17 protein-coding genes and 1 tRNA gene are annotated in these 18,489 nt (G+C 66.2%); 11 read left to right on the top strand and 7 right to left on the bottom strand.

The features are described 5' to 3' along the window. The first annotated feature begins 3 nt into the window (after window positions 1–3). The 7 genes from A37W_RS0114030 to A37W_RS0114000 all read left to right on the top strand — a co-directional run bounded on the left by A37W_RS0114030 (window position 4) and on the right by A37W_RS0114000 (window position 7,707). Window positions 4–1,218 (top strand): SAM-dependent methyltransferase, encoded by a 1,215-nt coding sequence (locus tag A37W_RS0114030; RefSeq protein WP_018303672.1) that lies wholly within the window; start codon window positions 4–6, stop codon window positions 1,216–1,218. 73 nt (window positions 1,219–1,291) lie between these two features. Next, window positions 1,292–1,732: a TrgA family protein gene (locus A37W_RS0114025; RefSeq protein WP_018303671.1), complete on the top strand. Its 441-nt coding sequence runs from the start codon at window positions 1,292–1,294 to the stop codon at window positions 1,730–1,732. Window positions 1,733–1,737: 5 nt separating this feature from the next. Continuing rightward, window positions 1,738–2,856: an NUDIX domain-containing protein gene (locus A37W_RS0114020; RefSeq protein WP_018303670.1), complete on the top strand. Its 1,119-nt coding sequence runs from the start codon at window positions 1,738–1,740 to the stop codon at window positions 2,854–2,856. A gap of 50 nt (window positions 2,857–2,906) precedes the next feature. Beyond that, a complete protein-coding gene (locus A37W_RS0114015) occupies window positions 2,907–3,941 on the top strand; it encodes a cysteine synthase A (RefSeq protein WP_018303669.1) in 1,035 nt (344 codons plus the stop codon). Further along, window positions 3,938–6,286 (top strand): mechanosensitive ion channel family protein, encoded by a 2,349-nt coding sequence (locus A37W_RS0114010; protein WP_018303668.1) that lies wholly within the window; start codon window positions 3,938–3,940, stop codon window positions 6,284–6,286. Before A37W_RS0114015 ends, A37W_RS0114010 begins: the two co-directional genes overlap by 4 nt. Then, on the top strand, window positions 6,283–6,999 hold the full coding sequence (locus tag A37W_RS0114005; protein ID WP_018303667.1) for an alanyl-tRNA editing protein: 717 nt from the start codon (window positions 6,283–6,285) through the stop codon (window positions 6,997–6,999). Before A37W_RS0114010 ends, A37W_RS0114005 begins: the two co-directional genes overlap by 4 nt. Window positions 7,000–7,053: 54 nt before the next feature. Then, window positions 7,054–7,707, top strand: coding sequence for a M35 family metallo-endopeptidase (locus A37W_RS0114000; RefSeq protein ID WP_018303666.1), 654 nt, complete (start codon window positions 7,054–7,056; stop codon window positions 7,705–7,707). 4 nt (window positions 7,708–7,711) lie between these two features. On the opposite strand, the gene A37W_RS0113995 is transcribed toward A37W_RS0114000, so the two are convergent. Next, the gene (locus A37W_RS0113995) at window positions 7,712–8,869 is read right to left on the bottom strand and encodes an AI-2E family transporter (protein ID WP_018303665.1); all 1,158 of its coding nucleotides are present in this window, start codon (window positions 8,867–8,869) and stop codon (window positions 7,712–7,714) included. Between the two features lie 154 nt (window positions 8,870–9,023). Between A37W_RS0113995 and A37W_RS0113990 the strand changes: the two genes are divergently transcribed. Continuing rightward, window positions 9,024–9,113, top strand: a tRNA-Ser gene (locus A37W_RS0113990). Window positions 9,114–9,388: 275 nt separating this feature from the next. Here the strand turns inward: A37W_RS0113990 and A37W_RS23375 are convergent. From A37W_RS23375 to A37W_RS0113965, 6 genes are all read right to left on the bottom strand, one after another. Further along, the gene (locus A37W_RS23375; protein ID WP_018303664.1) at window positions 9,389–9,829 is read right to left on the bottom strand and encodes a very short patch repair endonuclease; all 441 of its coding nucleotides are present in this window, start codon (window positions 9,827–9,829) and stop codon (window positions 9,389–9,391) included. 18 nt (window positions 9,830–9,847) lie between these two features. After that, window positions 9,848–10,960, bottom strand: coding sequence for a hypothetical protein (locus tag A37W_RS23370; RefSeq protein ID WP_081617140.1), 1,113 nt, complete (start codon window positions 10,958–10,960; stop codon window positions 9,848–9,850). A 3-nt stretch (window positions 10,961–10,963) separates the two neighbouring features. Continuing rightward, window positions 10,964–12,259, bottom strand: a complete 1,296-nt coding sequence (locus A37W_RS23365) for a DNA cytosine methyltransferase (RefSeq protein WP_026198505.1) — start codon at window positions 12,257–12,259, stop codon at window positions 10,964–10,966. Between the two features lie 98 nt (window positions 12,260–12,357). Next, window positions 12,358–12,909: a hypothetical protein gene (locus A37W_RS24705; protein ID WP_018303662.1), complete on the bottom strand. Its 552-nt coding sequence runs from the start codon at window positions 12,907–12,909 to the stop codon at window positions 12,358–12,360. Beyond that, entirely contained in the window at window positions 12,906–14,231 is a 1,326-nt protein-coding gene (locus A37W_RS0113970; RefSeq protein ID WP_026198504.1) for a recombinase family protein, read from the bottom strand. The genes A37W_RS24705 and A37W_RS0113970 overlap by 4 nt, the downstream gene beginning before the upstream one ends. Continuing rightward, a complete protein-coding gene (locus tag A37W_RS0113965; protein WP_018303660.1) occupies window positions 14,228–14,683 on the bottom strand; it encodes a DUF2924 domain-containing protein in 456 nt (151 codons plus the stop codon). Before A37W_RS0113965 ends, A37W_RS0113970 begins: the two co-directional genes overlap by 4 nt. A gap of 391 nt (window positions 14,684–15,074) precedes the next feature. Between A37W_RS0113965 and A37W_RS0113960 the strand changes: the two genes are divergently transcribed. The 3 genes from A37W_RS0113960 to A37W_RS0113950 all read left to right on the top strand — a co-directional run bounded on the left by A37W_RS0113960 (window position 15,075) and on the right by A37W_RS0113950 (window position 18,421). Further along, a complete protein-coding gene (locus A37W_RS0113960) occupies window positions 15,075–17,270 on the top strand; it encodes a hypothetical protein (RefSeq protein WP_018303659.1) in 2,196 nt (731 codons plus the stop codon). 83 nt (window positions 17,271–17,353) lie between these two features. Beyond that, entirely contained in the window at window positions 17,354–17,599 is a 246-nt protein-coding gene (locus tag A37W_RS23835) for a hypothetical protein (RefSeq protein WP_040754038.1), read from the top strand. Window positions 17,600–17,698: 99 nt separating this feature from the next. Next, on the top strand, window positions 17,699–18,421 hold the full coding sequence (locus A37W_RS0113950; RefSeq protein ID WP_018303656.1) for an RNA polymerase sigma factor: 723 nt from the start codon (window positions 17,699–17,701) through the stop codon (window positions 18,419–18,421). Window positions 18,422–18,489: the final 68 nt, after the last annotated feature.

The following is an 18,489-nucleotide window of genomic DNA, read 5'->3' as shown; positions in this document are numbered from 1 at the left end:
CGTGTGTCCGAGACCGTTCTGACGTCGACCGAGGGGCAGGCGGACCTTCCGCGCTACTTCGCGCCCGTGTTCCAGACGCTGCGCTCGATGCCGCGCGGCCGCGTCGACATCTCGCTGCCGGACGGGCGCGTCTTCCGCGCCGAGGGCAGGGCGCCCGGCTATGTCGCCCGCGTCGACGTGCACGATCCCGATCTCTTCGCCCGCCTGCTGCGCGAGGGCGACCTCGGCTTTTCCGACAGCTATCTCGACGGCGGCTGGTCGACGCCGGACCTGCAGGCCTTCATGGACCTCGTCCACGACGAGGCGGACGAGGTCTATGACGGCTTTCCGGGGCAGTTCCTCGTCCGCTGGTACGAGATGCTGCGCTTCTGGCTGCAGTCGAACTCCAAGCGGCAGGCCCGCAAGAACATCTCGTACCACTACGACCTCGGCAACGACTTCTACCGGCTGTGGCTGGACGAGACGATGACCTACTCCTCGGCGCTGTTCTCGACGGGGCAGGAGAGTCTCGAGGCCGCGCAGACGGCGAAATATGCCAGCATGGTCGACCAGATGGGGGCGAAGCCCGGCGACCACGTTCTCGAGATCGGCTGCGGCTGGGGCGGCTTCGCCGAGTACGCGGCGAAGGAGCGGGGGCTCAAGGTCACCGGCCTCACGATCAGCAAGGAGCAGCTGGCCTTCGCGCAGAAGCGGATCGCGGCGGCGGGCCTGTCCGACCGGGTGGAGCTGAAGCTGCAGGATTACCGCGACGAGCGCGGCACCTATGACGGCATCGCCTCGATCGAGATGTTCGAGGCGGTGGGCGAACGGTACTGGCCGGTCTACTTCGACACCGTCCGCAACCGCCTGCGCCCCGGCGCCAACGCGACGCTGCAGATCATCACCGTCGCCGACAGGCGGTGGGAGGCCTACCGCCGCGGCGTCGACTTCATCCAGAAGTACATCTTCCCGGGCGGCATGCTGCCCTCGCCCCGTGCGCTGCGCGACGAGGTGGCGAAGGCCAGCCTGACGACCCTGCGGTCGATCGAGTTCGGCGAGAGCTACAGCCAGACGCTGCGCCGCTGGCACGAGGTGTTCAACTTCCGCTGGGACGAGATCGCCGAGCTCGGCTTCGACGACCGGTTCCGGCGGATGTGGAACTTCTACCTCACCTCCTGCGCCGCGACCTTCCGGTCAGGCAACTGCGACGTGACCCAGATCACCCTCGCGCGGGCCTGAGGCGGCCATTCGATTGCCATAAAGGCGTGGGAAATCCGGGGGTCAGACCCAACGAGGGAGCAGGAGAGTTCCCATGCCCACCGCCGGCCGCCTTGCCGGAGCGCTGACCTTCATGGCGCTCGCCTTCATACTCACCCTTCTGATGGTGCCGCTGTTCCCGGAGGGGACGGTCCCCCGGCACTTCATGCAGATCAACGTGGTCGCCGCGATGATGGCGGGATGGACCACCGTCGGAAGCCGCGCCGGTCGCGGCATGGTCGCCGCCTTCGGGGTCGGTCTCACCGGCGTCGCGGTGTTCGGGTTCTGGATGTTCTTCCTCCACGGCTTCGGGATGATGTTGAAGGAGGCGTTCCGGAAGGCCTATGACGGCCCCATGGAGGCGATCGCCGCGATCTTCGAGATGATGGCCAGGCTGGGCGGGATGCTTCTCACCCCCGAGGTCCTCATGGTGATGATCGCGGGAAGCATCGTCGCGGGGCTCGTGACCGAGCATTTCGCACGGAACTACAGGTAGGTTTCTTGGACCTCTTTCTCTACGGCACGCTGCGCCTGCCGCAGCTGCTGGAACGCGTCGCCGGAGGGAGGGTCGAGACACGGGCCGCCACCCTGCCCGGGTACCGCGTCGTCCGCGAGGCGGGCGGGACGCTTCCCTTCCTGGTCGAGGCGCCGGGCGAGATCGCGGCGGGTCTGCTCATTGCCGATCCGTCGCCCGCCGTACGCGCCCGCCTGGACGCCTACGAACTGCCCTTCGGCTATCGCCTGGCGCCCGTCACGGCTGAGGTGGACGGCGTCCCGCATCCGGCAGGCGTCTATCTGCCCGGCCCCGAGGGGCAGGCATCGGACCGGCCCTGGCGGCTGGACGAGTGGGAGGTCGAGGACGGGGCGCTGACGCTGCTGGCTGCCGAGGAGTTCGACCTGACGGTGGACGAGATCGGCCCGGAGGCGCTGGCGCGGAACTGGCACATGGTCCGGCACCGCGCCTCGGCGCGCCTCCGCGCCGCGGGCGAGACGCAGCCGGCGACCCTGCGCCACGCCGCGCGGCCTGGCGAGGTGGAGCGGATCGGGCCGCCGCGCCTGTCGGGCCGGTTCTTCCGCCACGCCGCTTTCCGCATGCGGCACCGGACCTTTTCGGGCGGCACCAGCCCCGACCTCGACCGCGAGGCTCTGCTGGGCGCCGACGCCGCGCTCGTCCTGCCCTACGACGCCGCGACCGGCGAGGTCCTGCTGATCGAGCAGGTCCGCACCGGGCCGATCCTGCGGGGCGCCGCGAACCCCTGGATGCTGGAGCCGCCGGCCGGCATCGTGGATGCGGGCGAGACGCCGGAAGAGGCGGCGCGGCGCGAGACCTGGGAGGAGACGGGCCTCGCCGAGGTGGAGCTGCGGCGGATGTTCACCGTCTACGCCTCGCCCGGCTCCACCACCGACGTCTTCCACTGCTTCGCCGGGCTCGCCGACCTGTCCGGCATCGGCACCCGCGCCGGCGGCCTCGCCGTGGAGAACGAGGATCTGCGCACCCATGTCCTGCCGCTGGACGCTGCGCTCGCGCTGATCGACACCGGCGAGATCAACGTCGGGCCGCTCGTCATGATGCTCCTCTGGACGGATCGTCACAGGGCCGCGCTGGCCGGCCCGGGTTGAGTTCGGCCGGGGCCGCTCCTACTAAGAGCGGACAACCCGGAGGGCGCCCCATGCAGTTCAAGTCCGACCTCGCCGACGCGATCGGCAAAACGCCCCTGATCAAGCTGCGCCGCGCCTCGGAAGAGACCGGCTGCACCATCCTCGGCAAGTGCGAGTTCCTGAACCCCGGCCAGTCGGTGAAGGACCGCGCCGCCCTCGGCATCATCCGCGCCGCCATCGTGAAGGGCGAGCTTCGCCCCGGCGGGACCATCGTCGAGGGCACGGCCGGCAATACCGGCATCGGCCTCGCCCTCGTCGGCAACTCGCTGGGCTTCAAGACGGTGATCGTGATCCCCGAGACGCAGAGCCAGGAGAAGAAGGACATGATCCGCCTCGCCGGGGCGGAGCTGATCCAGGTGCCGGCCGCGCCCTACAAGAACCCCAACAACTACGTCCGCTACTCCGGCCGTCTGGCCGAGGAGCTGGCGAAATCCGCCCCCAATGGCGCGATCTGGGCGAACCAGTTCGACAACACCGCGAACCGGCAGGCGCATATCGACGGGACGGGGCCGGAGATCTGGGCGCAGACCGATGGCAAGGTGGACGGCTTCGTCTGCGCCGTCGGCACCGGCGGGACGCTCGCCGGCGTCGGCATGGCGCTGCAGCCCAAGGGCGTGAAGATCGGCCTCGCCGATCCGGGCGGCTCGGCGATCTTCTCGATCTACACCGAGGGCGAGGCGAAGGCCGAGGGCGACTCGATCACCGAAGGCATCGGGCAGGGGCGGATCACCGCCAACCTCGAAGGCTTCAGGCCCGACATGGCCTACAAGATCCCCGACGACGAGGCGCTGCCCATCGTCTTCGACCTCCTGGCGGAAGAGGGGCTCTGCCTCGGCGGCTCGTCCGGCATCAACGTCGCGGGCGCGATCCGCATGGCGCGCGAGCTGGGGCCGGGGCACACGATCGTGACGATCCTGTGCGACTACGGCACCCGCTACCAGTCCAAGCTGTTCAACATCGACTTCCTCAAGTCCAAGGGCCTGCCGACACCCTCGTGGCTCGACCGCGCGCCGCAGTCGATCCCGGGAGTGTTCGAGGACCAATGATCCGGGCCCGCCTCGCCGCGCTGGTCGCGGCGCTGCTGCTGGCGCTCGCCGGGGCGGTCGCCGCGCAGGACGTGCCGCCGGACGTTCCCCCGGGCGAGGTCGTCGGCCCCGCCGGCCAGACAGCGCTGGCGCCCGAGCGGGCCGAGTGGCGGCAGGTGGTGGAGCGCACGACCGCCATCCTCGAGCAGGGCGAGGGCTCGTCCTTCGGGCTGGAGCGCCTGCGGGCCGAGCTGGTGAGCTGGCGCGACCAGTTCCTCGCCGGGCGCGACGCCAATGCCGGACGGATCGAGACCGTCGCCTCGCAGCTCGACGCCCTCGGCGCGCCCCCCGAGGAGGGGGAGGAGCCGGAACGCATCGCCGAGCGCCGCGCCGCCCTGCAGGGCCGGCTGGCCGACCTGCGTGCGCCGCGCCTGCTGGCCGCCGAGGCGGCGGCCGAGGCGAGCGGCCTGATCTCCGAGATCGACGCCCAGCTGCGGCGCGAGGCGATGGGGCGGCTGTTCGACCGCCTGCCGACCGTCCTCGACCTCGCGGCCTGGGGCGCGGCGGGCGCGCTTGTCGTATCGCGCGTGGACACGCTGGCGACAGAGACCGCGGCCCGCTTCGCCGGGGGCGTCACGCCGCCCGACGGCGCCGTGCCGGGCGCGCTTTTGCTGGCGGTCGCGGGGCTGGTCCTGCTGACATTCGGACTGCGCCTCACCCGCCGCGCGGTGGGGTGGAGCACGGCGCGCACCGCCTGGGCCGGGGACGTGGCGCGGATCGTCGCCTCCCTCGGCTACCTGCTGCTGCCGACGGCCGGCGCCTCGCTGCTGATCGGCGGAATCATCGTGAGCCGCCTGCCGGGGCCGCTCCTGTCCGAGGTGCTGCAGGACGTGCCTTGGGCGGTCCTCAACTACTTCGCCGCGCTGTGGGTCGCCGACAGCCTGTTCGCGCCCGAGGCGGACGCGCCGGTCCCGCTCGACTTCAAGCCCGAGCGGCGGCGCCGGGTGCGGCGGCGCATCGTCTGGATCGGGCTTCTGAGTGCCATCGTCGTCCTTCTGGCGTCCATCGGCCGGATCGGCGAGGCGGACCCGGCGGCGGCCGCACTCATCCTGATGTGGCCGCGGCTCGCCATCGCCGCCTTGCTGTTCCTCGTCGCCCGCGACTTCCTCGACGGCGCCCAGTCGGGCGGCGAGGAGGAGCTGGCCGAGACGGCGTTCCGCAGGGCGCTGCTGTCCCTCGTCGCGCGGGTGGCGATGGTCGCGGCCGTCGTCGGCAGCCTCCTGCTGCTCGTCGGCTACGCCGCCGCCGGCAGTGCGGTCATCTCGGACACGACGAACACGCTGCTGCTGCTCGCGATCCTGATCCTGATCGAGAAGCTGGTCTTCGACCTGTACGTCGCGGTCGCCGGCCCCGAGGCGGGGCAGAGTTCGCTGATCCCGGTGATCCTGGGCGGCGTCCTCGTGATCCTCGCGGTGCCGATGATCGCCATCCTGTGGGGCGTCCGCCCCGAGGAGCTGGCCGAGTTGTGGTCGCGCTTCCGCGCCGGCTTCCAGATCGGCGAGACCCGCCTGTCGCCGACCGAGTTCCTGACCTTCGTCATCGTCTTCGCCCTCGGCTACGGCATCACCCGCCTGATCCAGAGCAGCCTGCGCTCGGTCCTCCTGCCGCGGACGCGCATGGACATCGGCGCGCGCAACGCGCTGGTGGCCGGGGCCGGCTATCTAGGCATCTTCGCCGCCGCGCTGCTGGCCGTCATCTCGGCCGGGTTCGACCTCTCCTCGCTCGTCGTGATCTTCGGCGCGCTGTCGGTCGGCATCGGCTTCGGCCTGCAGAACATCGTCTCGAACTTCGTTTCGGGCATCATCCTGCTGATCGAGCGGCCGATCTCGGAGGGCGATTGGATCGAGGTGAACGGCCAGATGGGCTACGTCCGCGACATCTCGGTCCGGTCCACCCGGATCGAGACGTTCGACCGGACCGACGTGATCGTGCCGAACGCCGACCTGATTTCGGGGCAGGTGACGAACTGGACCCGCGGCAACCTCGTCGGCCGGGTGATCGTGCCGGTCGGCGTCGCCTACGGCAGCGATACCGAGAAGGTCACGGCGATCCTGCGCGAGGTGGCCGAGGCGCATCCGATGGTGGTGCTCACGCCGCCGCCGACGATCCTGTTCCGCACCTTCGGCGACAGCAGCCTGAACTTCGAGATCCGGGCCATCCTGCGCGACGTGAACTTCGTCCTGAACGTGCAGTCCGAGATGAACCACGAGATCGCCCGCCGCTTCGCCGAGGCGGGGATCGAGGTGCCGTTCCCGCAGCGGGACCTGTGGCTGCGCAACCCTCAGACGCTGAGAGGCGAGACATGACCGAGACGCTGTTCCTGACCGACCCCTACGCCCGCGAGGCGGAGGGCACCGTGACCGCGTTGACCGCCGAGGGCGGGCTGATCCTCGACCGCAGCCTGTTCTACGCCACCGGCGGCGGCCAGCCCGGCGACAGCGGCGCGATCGCCTGGGACGGCGGCACGGCGCGGATCGCGACGGCGGTGAAGGCGGACGGCGGCATCGCGCTGGTGCCGGAGGAGGGCGCGGACCTGCCGCCCGTCGGCGCGTGCGTCACCCAGCGCATCGACTGGGACCGGCGCCACGGCCACATGCGCGTTCACACCGCGCTGCACCTGCTGTCCGTGGTCATCCCGCTGCCCGTCACCGGCGGCGCCATCGGCGCGGACAAGGGCCGCCTCGACTTCGCGATGCCCGAGCCGCCGGAGGACGTCGCCGCGCTGGAGGAGGCGCTGAACGAACTGGCCGCCCGCGACCTGCCGGTGACGACGGAGTGGATCACCGACGCCGAGCTGGACTCCAACCCCGGCCTCGTCAAGACGATGTCGGTCCAGCCGCCCCGCGGCGCCGGCCGGGTCCGCCTGGTGCGGATCGGCGAGGGGGACGCCACGGTCGATCTCCAGCCCTGCGGCGGCACTCACGTCGCCCGCACCGGCGAAATCGGCCCCCTCCGCATCGGCAAGGTCGAGAACAAGGGCAAGCAGAACCGGCGCGTGGCCCTCCACCTCGCCAGTTGATGCGGCGACCGGGCGAGTGCTAGCGTCGGCCAACGTTCTTGCTGGTCATTCGACATGCGCTTCGTTCTCGCCTGCGTCGCGGTTCTCGCGACACTCCTCCCCGCCGCCCCGGCCCGCGCCCTCGATTTCGAGACCTGCACCAAGGTCGAGATGGAGCGGATCCACGCCGCCGTCGACGGCGCGCTCACCATGTCGGCCGCCGCCGCCGCCGCGGTGGGCGACGACGAGACCTACGGCCGCTGGTTCGGCCGCTACTCGGCCCGCAACGCCGAGGAGGTCCGCAATTCGCTGAAGGCGGTGCACGACGCTCTCCTGCGGGACGAGCTGTACTTGATCTGCATGAACGACGGCTTCGACGGGTGCAAGGACGGCACCTACGCCTACGTCTACCGGGACGAGCCCTACCGCATCTACCTGTGCCCGTCCTTCCACTTCCTGCCCGGCATGTTCGAGTACGACAACACTGCCGACGAGATGGAGAACGGCACCCGCGAGGGCACGATCATCCACGAGCTCAGCCACTTCGAGGCGGTGGCGGGGACCGACGACAACTGCTACGCCCGCTCGGTCTGTTCCAGCGAGGCACGCCGCCAGCCGGGTCTGGTGATCCGCAACGCCGACAGCTTCCAGTACTACGCCGAGGACATCGCGGTGCTGCCGGTCCCGGGAGGCGCGATCCTGATCCGCACCGGACGCCTGCGCCGCTAGGCCGCTATTCCGCGGCCTCTTGCCGCGCCAGCAGGCCCGGGTCGGGCCGCGTCTCGGGCTCGGGTAGCCCTTCGCGGGACAGCAGGATCGCGACGCCGCGCAGGGCGGGGATCTCCGAACACACGATCATGATCGCCACCATGATCGGCACCGACAGGAACATCCCCGGCACACCCCAGACCGCGCCCCAGAAGGCGAGCGCGAAGATGATCACGAACGGCGACAGGCGCAGCGCCCGGCCCATCAGCATCGGATCGATGATCGAGCCGTTCACGAACTGGATCAGCGTGCAGATCACGAAGATCGACGCCGTCGTCCCGGCCGAGCCCAGCTGCACGTGCGCGACCAGCGCGATCAGCACCGTCGCGACGATGGAGCCGATGTTGGGTAGGTAGTTCAGGATGAAGGTGAGGATGCCCAAGGCCATCGCCAGCTCCAGCCCGAAGGCGCGGGCGACGCCATAGACCATCGCCCCGGTGACGAGGCTGACGCCGGTCTTGACCAGCAGGTACCGGTTCACCCGGTGGATGATGCTGCCGATGATCCGGCCCACCCGGTCCGCCTGCGCCGGATCGCCGACGAAGTTCATCAGCTTGGCGTTGAACCAGACCCGTTCGGCGAACAGGAAGCCGACGAACAGGATGACGAGGACGCTGCCCTGCATCAGGTCGCTGGCCGAGCCTGCGATGGTGCGGATGTAGCCGCCGATCTCGATCGTCTGCAGCGAGTTCAGCACCGCCGCCTCGGCGTCGTCGCCGAGCCAGCGCACCATCCCGGCCACCGCCTGCGGCGCCTGCTCCAGGTAGGCGAGGGTCGTGACGAGCACGGTGTTGATCTGCGCGATGATGATCGAGGTCAGGCTGAGGATCAGCGCCGCGAGGAACGCCACCGCCGCCAGGCTCGCCAGCCAGTTCGGGATCCGCAGGGGACCCACGCGCTGCCGCGCGATGAAGCTGATCGCGTCCGAGGTCAGCGAGAACAGGATGATCGCGACCGCGAGCGAGATCAGCAGGAACCGCGCCTGCACCAGCAGGAACAGCACGACCGCGAAGGCGATGACGATGAGCGCACCGGCCGCCAGCCGCGCCGGTTCGGGCGCGGCCGGGCCGGGCGGGCTCAGCGGCACGGCCGTGTCGGGTCGCTGCAGGCGTCGGTCGTCCATCGGGCCTCGGAAGCGGGCAGGGCGGTCACGGGCTCCGACTATGATACCGCGCCGGGCCGGGTGCAATGCACGCCCCCGTGCCCGCGGCCGCCCGCATTCCGCCGGCCCGCCCGCCCTTGCATTCCGCCCGCCCTTTGGGCATGAGGGCGGCGCTGGAGCGGTGGCCGAGTGGTCGAAGGCGCACGCCTGGAAAGTGTGTAGGCGGGAAACCGTCTCGAGGGTTCGAATCCCTCTCGCTCCGCCATTTGCCCCAGCGAAAGCGTTCTCCCGATCCGGCTGCGGCCGGATTTTTCCGTTGTTTTCGAAGGTTATGCGGGAAGGGCTGTTCACTCGCCTCTGCGTCGGGAGGCCGGGAAGCGTTCTCTCGGGGCCGATAGTCTCCGGACCTGTTGCCTGCGCCAATTTGGTGAAGAACCGGTAAGATCCTGCTTTCGTTGGCAAATGCCCCGCAGCAGGTATGAAGTTCGACTGGAGTACCCTCTGGTTTGCTTGGGACCGAAATCGAACTGCGGGTTTATTTCAGCAGCCGCGTACAGTCCCCTCCATCACCGGAGCTTCGCTGACGAACGCCTTTAACCTGTCGATCAAAGCCGCTTCCTGTGTCTCGCACTCCCAGATGACCAGGATCTCCCATCCCGCCGCCGCTAGTTGATGATGATGAAGGGCGTCTCTCGTCTGGTTCGCCGAAATCTTAGGGAGCCAGTACTCTTGGCGCGAACGAGGGCGTCTGCTTCCCTCCCGGCAATCGTGTCCGTGCCAGAAACACCCGTGAACGAAGATGGCCTTCTTCCGGCCCACAAACGCAATGTCGGGACGACCGGGCAGATCACGTCGATGCAAGCGGTAGCCCGTAAGGCCTGCCGCTCGTAGAGCACTGCGAACGGTCAACTCGGGCTTCGTATGCTTCGACCGGATCGCACGCATGTTTGCGCTTCGGCGTGTCGACGTTATTCTATCCATGGACAGGCAGCCGCTCGATTACTGACCCGAGAGATTTTGAAGCCACTGTTCCAGACTGATGAGGCGCCCACTTTCCATGTTCTTGATGACTCGGCGTTGAGTTCCGGTCATGCGCCCGCCATTCGCTTGCCCTTCCCCGTAGGCAGCCCGAACGGCTTCAGGGCTAATGTGCACCACGTAGTCGAACATCAAGCTGTTTCGATGCAGATTTTCGCACGCTCGCATTAGCCGGGCTGGATCAAACTCGTTTGTCACAAAGACGTACTGGAACTTGTTGTTCTCTGACTCGGCATTGATGTATTCGTCGTACTCAGTGGTGAACTGCTTCTCACGATCTGCTCGGACACTCCACTTCGCTGTCACTAAGGTACGCATCGTCGGCCGAACAATTGCGAGGTCGACCTTGTTTTCCTTTGCGCCTTGCCGAGCCCGGTTGAACCCGGGGATCTCGTAAAGAAGACTCCGCGTGAGGATCGCGTCGGCTGGGACATCGCAAGCGCGACGCACTACTTGGGCAAGTACGTCCTCGAAGCCCTCACCAACTAGGTTCTTACGCTTATTCTGCACAGCTAGGAATTGGCGCACTTTCTGAGTGAGGGCGTTCCAAACCTCTTCCTGCACATCTCGCGCCAGATACGGCCTCAACGTCTCTTCTATTATTGCAGCCAGTTCAGGATCTGCTCCGGGTTCCGGGAAGCTGCGGTCGCCATAAGGTTCGCGCTGTTGCGCAGCGACTTCGGCGAGCTTCGCCTCTCTGCGCAAGAGGACGTCGGCCAAGTCTGAGCAAGCCTTTAGAAAGAGCCAGTCGATCTCGTGCGACAACTCATCCGGTTCGATGCTCAACGCTCGACACAGCCAGTCATGAAAGGCCAAAGACCGAGCATACCAAGGTTTTCCTGGCTGCGATTTGTCGCTCTCGTAGCAGTGTGCGAGACCGGTGGTCGGATCTGACCAAAGGAGCAAGCGGTAGACGTGCTCCCACGCATTTCCCGGGTTCACCCCTCGTGCGGCCGAAGACTCGAAGTACTCGTCAATCAGCCTGTTTCGGTTTTCCGCCCCGAAGGCCCGATCGATCGCCCTCTTGTCTGCTGTCGCGCTCGCTTCTGACTTGAGGAGGCCCTCCTCATCCATCCATCACCCCGCCTTCGTGCGAATCCCTTCTTGGGCACGAGAGGCAGTTAACTCAATCAACAGACTTTGCGCTACCCGTTCAGCTAGGAGCGGAGGGACCGCGTTGCCGACTTGCCGATATCGCGAATGTGCGGGGCCGCCATCATGGCGCCCTTCAAGCGGCCCGCGCCGCGGGTCAGTGGTGAACAGAAAGCGGTCAGGAAACGACTGCAGTCGGGCCATCTCGCGCACCGACAAGGCGCGCGGGACCTCGTAGTGATAGACGGAGTCGGCCTTTGTGTTCAGTGTCCATGCCCAAAGCGCAGGATGAAGCCTTCGATAGGCATAGAAGTGCTTTCTGGAAAGCCGCCCGCTTCCGTTGGACTGTCCCCAACGTTGACCCGTTAGGTATCGGCCCAGGAGCTCCTCCTGTAGATCCCTATAGTTCCCACCTTGTGGAATGCCTCGCAGCCGCAGTTCGGTGTCCTTGTTCAATCGCGGCACCTGAAGATTCACCGCCATTCCAGATGTCTGGGTTCGCATCAATCGCTGATAGGCGCTGCTGGGCGCTGGCAATTGATTCCAATCGATCTCATCGTGTCGGTTGCCAACCGGGAGTTCGGTGAGGTCAGAAATTGCTTGGGCCGCAGTGACCGCGGTCAGATCTTCGCTATCATGAAGAGCTTCCGCTAGTCGCATACTCAAGAGATTTTGCTGAACCACTAGTTGGTAGCGCGGCCTGCGGTCGCCAGTAAAGCGGGCCAGCACAACAGATTCAGTTGCCCCTGATCCATTTAGAACTGGAGCTGACATCCCGGTTCCGCGTCGGGTTCCGATAAATAGGAGACGCTTGCGTGTTTGCGGTACGCCGAAATTCGCGGCATCGACTACTTGTGCGCGGACATCGTACCTACCACTGAGTGAGAGATCCGTGAGGATTTGTTCTCGCGCCCCCATTTGATCCATGCCCGTCACGTTTTCCATAACAAACGCGGGAGGAAGGGCAGTTCGAAGTGCAGTCACGAATTCACGATAGAGGGCGTTGCGCGGATCATCGATCATCCGACTGTAATTGCGCACTTGCGAGAACGCTTGGCATGGGGGCCCTCCTACGAGGACGGTCGCGCGGCGTGCTGCGTCGAGAATTTGCTCCTTAACCGCGTCGATGCGGATGTCGCCCAAGATCGCTTGAGACTCAGGGAAATTCGCTGAGAAGGTTGCCAGCGCATCCGGGTCGTTGTCACTTCCAGCCAAAACCGCGAATCCTGCCTGACGAAACCCCTCCGACATTCCGCCAGCACCGCAAAAGAGATCGACCACCGTGAATCCATTCGGCTGGTCGGACGCTTCGAGCCCGTGCCGATCTCTGACGGTATCAGCTCCTAAACTCATTCGCATGTTCCCTGCCTCGGCGTTCGCTACTCGTCTGTTCTTAGTCCGTTCCTATCTCGCTGCCAAGCAGATTGACTAGCGAGCGGCATCTGTGGCGTTGCTGACGTGAGCAAGCCGGAATGTTCTCTGCCCGCGTTTAGAGAATCAATGCCCGGCGCACCCTTTGCTCCGTCCTTCCACCGCCCAGGTGGTTGCGAGCCGAAACGATGGTGCTGGTCGCACCAGTCCGCCGGAACCCCCTCCATAAGCCGCGCCAGCGTCACCGCAGGGTCCTGCCGCCCGTTCAGGATCGCCTCCACAATGCAGGGTGCAAGCAGCGTGAGGCGCAGGACGCGTGTCATGTAAGACGGCGCGATGCCCTCGCGCTCGGCCAGTTCGGCGATGGTGGCAAACTTCCCGCTATCCACCATGCGCTTCCACCGGAAGGCGCGTGCCAGCGCCTTGACCAACGTGTTGTCCGGCATGCGCTCCGGTCGAACGCGGTCTGGCATCTGCATCTCCTTACGCCCTCCGCGCTTCACGACGCGGAATGGCACGTGGATGGTGACCGTCTCGGGGACCGCCGTCGCGCGGGTCATGCCGCTGCTCCGATGCTGCCAGACAGCATCTCGCGCGCGAGCCCTCCGAGGCCGTCCATCCGGAGCCGGACGTTGAGCCCATCCGTGCCGATGTCCACGCGCTCGACCAGCAGCATCGCGATGCGCGCCTGCTCGGCGGGGAATAGGTCGTCCCACAGCGGATCGAGCTGCTGCAAGGCTGCGCGGGCGTCGGCCTCGGTGATGCCGGCCATATGAGAGCGCGCCGCCTTCCACGTTCCTGCCACGATCTCAGGCTGGCGAAACACGGCGCGCAGCTGGTTAATGACGGTGGCCTCAATCTCCCCCGCAGGCACTCGGCCGACCGGACATGAACCGGCGCCGTGCTTCAGCACCGTCTGGCTCACGTAGTAGCGGTAGAGCCTGTCGCCCTTGCGGGTATGCGTCGGAGAGAAGGCCGCGCTGTCCGGACCGAAGAGCAGTCCCTTCAGTAGCGCGGGCGTGTCGGCGCGTGTCCGGGCGGCGCGCTTGCGGGGACTTTCCTGCAGGATGGCGTGGACGCGGTCCCATGTCGCTCCGTCAATTATCGCGTCGTGCTCGCCGGCATAGCTTTCGCCCTTGTGGACCGCCTCGCCGATGTAGGCGCGGTTGCTAAGCATCCGGTAGAGGTACTTCTTGTCGATCCGGTTGCCGGCCCGCGTTGTGATGCGTCGCGCCTCGACCTCCCGGGCCAGGATCGTGCCGGAGCCGATCTCGAGGAAGCGGGCGAAGATCCAGCGCACCTGCTCGGCGGCGTCTTCGTCGACCACCAGCTTGCGGTTCTCGACGCGGTATCCGTAGGGCGGCACCCCACCCATCCACATCCCCTTCTTGCGGCTGGCGGCAAACTTGTCGCGGATGCGCTCGGCCGTCACCTCGCGCTCGAACTGGGCGAAGGAGAGCAGGATGTTCAGCGTCAGCCGGCCCATGGAGGTCGTCGTGTTGAAGCTCTGCGTCACCGAGACGAATGTCACGCCGTTCCGGTCGAACACCTCGACCAGCTTGGCGAAGTCGGCGAGCGAGCGGCTGAGGCGGTCGATCTTGTAGACCACGACAACGTCGACCAGACCGTCCTCGATATCCTCCAGCAGCCGCTTCAAGCCGGGGCGCTCCAGCGTCCCGCCGGAGATGCCGCCGTCGTCGTACTGATCGCGAACCAGCACCCAGCCCTCGGAGCGCTGGCTGGCGATGTACGCCTCGCAGGCCTCCCGCTGGGCGTGGAGGCTGTTGAACTCCTGCTCCAACCCTTCCTCGGAGGATTTCCGGGTGTAGACCGCGCACCGCAGCTTGCGGACGACCTTCGATTTCTCGGGCGGCTTCGTCATCTCCGCCACCTGTGGTTCTTGAGGCCGAAGAAGGTCCAGCCATTCCAGCGCGTGCCGGTGATGGCGCGCGCGATGGCGGACAGCGATTTGTAAGGCCGCCCTTGCCATTCGAAGCCGTCGGCGGTGACGGTGACGACCTGTTCGACGCCCTGCCATTCGCGCAGGAGGCGGGTGCCCGTGATGGGGCGGTCGCGGTCGCGGCGTATTCCGCGCTTCTTCTTGTCGCCGCCGTCCAGTTCCTCGCCCAGCCGTTCCAGCCGCCGGATGGTCTCGGGCTTCAGCCCGCCATAGGCGAGCTCCTGGATGCGGTAGGCCAGGCGGGATTCAAGGTAGCGCCGGTTGAACGGCGGCGGCTCGCTGTCGAACAGGTCGCGCCACTGTTGCTTCAGGTCGGGCGTCGCCGTGGTCTTCAGCGCGGCCAGGCGCGCGGGGATGGGATCGGGCTTGTTCATGCATTTCTCCGGTGAGTTGGAGTTGCATGACGGCATTGGTCGGGCGGATAGTGTAGGCAACTTTCTCCGGTGTCGTCAGATACTTCGCCCCCGTCCCGAATCCGCAATCGAACGAGGCCGAGCGCCAGCAGGCCGCACAGCTCGGCGCGGCGTTCTGCGGGCGTCATCTGGTCGGGCGGGAGCGGATTGGGTCGTTTCATGTCTTGGTAGCCGTGATCGGTGGTGCTGTTACCGATCAAAAGCCACCCAGCCGCCCGGGACGGGACATCTCAGCGGAACGGGATGCGGAAATGCGAACAGGAAGAGAACATCAAGGCTTGCCGATCAGGGATTTGTCCATGATTATCGCAGGTTGAATCAATCGACAGCAGTAGTTCATTGAGGTGAGTTCATGGCGCGTAAGAAGAGCGAATTCGGACCGAACCTCGGAAGTATCCTTCAGGGCGCCCCGGCGGCGCTGGTCCGGCAATTTCTCGCCAGCTTCAAACGGCCCGACGACACTCTTCTCGCTCCGCCGGAAATCACTGAGGGCACGCCCGATGATCAAGGCAAGGCAGCGCTGAGTGCGTACCTGCGTTCGGAGGACAAGGAAATCATCGGGCTACTTGAAGGCATCGCTGGCGCTCTGCTCGACATGGGCCAGGACAAGGGAGCGACCTCACTCGAAACGGTTGCGGGCCAACGGCTGCAGAATGTCGACTACGACCAGTATGAGTCCCAGCCTGACCTGCTGTGCAAGAGCATCTGGATGCGCACGGTCTTCCCGATTCACTTCCACGACGCCCAGAGCTTCTATGCCGCGCGGCGCTATCGAGAACGGCGGACGTACTACACATGCTGCGAAGTGGACTTCGACCACGCTTCTGTTGCCGACACAGACGCAATTCCTGACGAGAAGCTCTGTGACGCTGTTCAGGATGCTCTGGGACTGAAGGGCAAGGTCACCGCGTCCGTCCTCGAATTGCCCGAGACCGCCAACTATCCGCCGTCCTTCATGGTCGCCCTGCGCCATCCCGGGCCCCTGTCGAGTATCGACAATCATCGCGAGGAAGGGGGCTGGACCGTCCATTACTACAGGCCCTCGCATGAGGCTGTCCTGATCTACACACCCCAGCTGAAGAAAATCGAGGTCGCGTCTGCCAGCAGCGACGTTCGCGAAAAGACCTCTAAGGTCTTCGCGGAGGTCGTTCTAGGGCGCCCGCCTTCGGCCAAACCGCTGACCCGCCGGGAATTCAACCTCGAACGCTTCAGGTCTTCCTTCGATCTGGATTGTCCGGATCTCGAGGACGTCGAGATCACGATGGCGGCGGTAGTCGAGGCCGAGGTCCGCCTCGGCTCGTGGGGCCGAAGGCTGAACATCAAGGTGACCATAAAGGACAAGATGGAGGAAGTTGTCCAGAAATACGTCTCCAATTCAGCCAACCTGATCCGGAGTTTCGGCTTCACAAAAATCGCCATCGCAATTGGTTACACCCGTCGATCGGACGGAAAGGAGGGAACCTTCCGGGTCTCGATCTCGGATGGCAGCAGTTCGGACGTGCAGAGCATGCGCGATCCGTTCCTTCGGGACCTCGGGTTCCGACTGCTCGAACACTGGGGTATTACGCAGAACCTGCGGACGCTCACCGATCAGGAACGGGCTCAGTGGTTCGGCTTTCTTCTGTCGCTGTACGAGCTGCCCGGCGACACTGTTGCAGGTGCGTTCTTCAGCTCCGCGGGGGTCGATCCAGCCCGTCTGGTGAGTGCGAGATTGATTGCCCGCAAAGGGCGGCAGGTGATTGGGCTCGCCGAGGATGACGATGAGGTTGTCGAAGTTGAGCAGCAAGCGGGTCCGGAGCCAGGGACGGTTCGACAAACCGGTTCCTTTGGGGAGGCGGACGGATTGCGTCTCGACACCAATGCGATCGAGTACGGGATCGATCGAGCATGGCTCGCCGAAACCATCCTCAAGGCGATAGCTGGCTCTCTCGGCATCAGAAACATCGAAACCATCAACGAGTTTGTCGTCTCGCTTGGGCCGATGGCACTGGGTGAGCGAAAGGTCCCGCTTTACCTGGCGCGCCGCCTTGCCGATCTGAAAGCCCGCGAGAGTGTGGAAACTGCGCTTCGGTCGCGGCATACAGCGGGCCCCGGCCTCGTACTCGCCGTTTCCGATGAGCCGCCGCAATTCCTCGGGCCGAACGTCGTTATCGCGCTGCGCGACCTGCTGCTGAACGACGGAAGCTTCGGCGATCTGGACCGAGAGGAAATGGCCCGGCGCTTCGAGGCAAACCGAACGCTGGCGACCTCTGCGCAAGTCGCTCAGGTTGTGCGACACACGCCTCGCTCTGCGACGCTCATCATCCCTGGGCTCGAGCCGCTCACGCTCGACGGCGCGGGCCAGATCCAACTCTTCGAAAGCCTTGTTGAAGCGGCGACCGATGGCACAGGCCAGCGGCTGACCAAGGTCCTGATGGACGGGATGGGGTCTGACAATCCCAGACAGCTGTTCTCTTCCGGCGCATGGGCGAAGGCTCATCCGACCTACATCCGGCACGGTTCGAGCAATCGCTATTGGCGTCTCGGCGAGGCGACCGACCCCGCGTGATCTAGAGTTCATCTAGGGTTTCGGGCGGGACGGTCTAACAAACCGCTGATTATTGGAAGGGCTCCATATAGAGGAGCTCTTTCATGCCGACTCCCTTCCCCTCGCGCCAGGCAGCCCAGACGAGCTGGTCCGGCGCCGCGACGACCAAGCCCACCACCCTCAACTCGGAATGGCGCTGCACGCGCTGTGACAAGCTGCTCGGCGTCTGCCGGGACGGCCGCATGCACCTGCGCTTCGCGCGGGGGCACGAGTATCTCGTGGGCTTCCCGGTTCAGGCGACCTGCCGCGGCTGCGGCACGCTGAACAACGCGACCGCACCCGCGCGCTGACGCGCGCATTCACCCAACCCCCTGAAATCGCAGAGACGCGCGACGTCCTGACCTGGCCACGAGAAGGCGCCGGACGCCTGGCCGCAAGGCAGGCGTCCGATGTCCTTCGCGTGGCACGAGATCCGTGATCACCTCATGCATTCATCCTCCAACCTTCACTTTCAGCGCAGTTTCGACGGCGTCCGGCATGCGAATGCCGCCCTCGCATCGTTCCGGGATCCGGCGGCCCTGCTGGACGGGCTGCACGGCACGACCGGCGATCAGGGCCAGAAGAACGTGATCCTCTCCGCGCTCGTCAGAGCGGCGCAGGGCGACGGGCCCGCGTCCGACTGTGCGCTGACGTTGCTGCTGCTGGCGCTCTGGCCCGGCCTCGACGCCATCCGCCGCCGGTCGCTCTGGCGCAGGCTCGGCACCGCCGACGAGGTTGCGTCCGATGTTCTGGCGCGCACCACCGAGGCGGTCAGCGGGCTCGACCTCGGGCGCGTCAACTGGATCGCGGCCACGGTCCTGCGCAACGTCGAACGCGACATGATCCGCGTGCACCAGCGTGACCAGACCCGCGAACATCTCGCCAGCGGCGCCGATCCCGACGAGGTCGCGGACAGCGGTGACAGCGGGATCGGCGCGGCCGGGTACGCACGGCTGAACGGCGCGGTGCGAAAGTTGCTGGGCGATGACGCCCTGCTGGTGATCCGCGTGGCGATCGAGGGCTTCTCGCAAGCCGAGGCGGGAGCCGAACTGGGTCTGACCGAGGCCGCCGCTCGCAAGCGCTACCAGCGCGCCATGCGCCGGCTGCACGACGCCCTTCAGGAAATCCCCTGAGCCGATGTCCCGATGCGGTCCCGCCGGTGGCTTTTCCCATTCGAGTGCCCCGAGCGCCTTCCCTCCAA

Source organism: Wenxinia marina DSM 24838, assembly GCF_000379485.1.
Taxonomy (GTDB): domain Bacteria; phylum Pseudomonadota; class Alphaproteobacteria; order Rhodobacterales; family Rhodobacteraceae; genus Wenxinia; species Wenxinia marina.
Note: the sequence above shows the minus strand (reverse complement) of the source record. Positions and strands in the feature narration are given on the sequence as shown.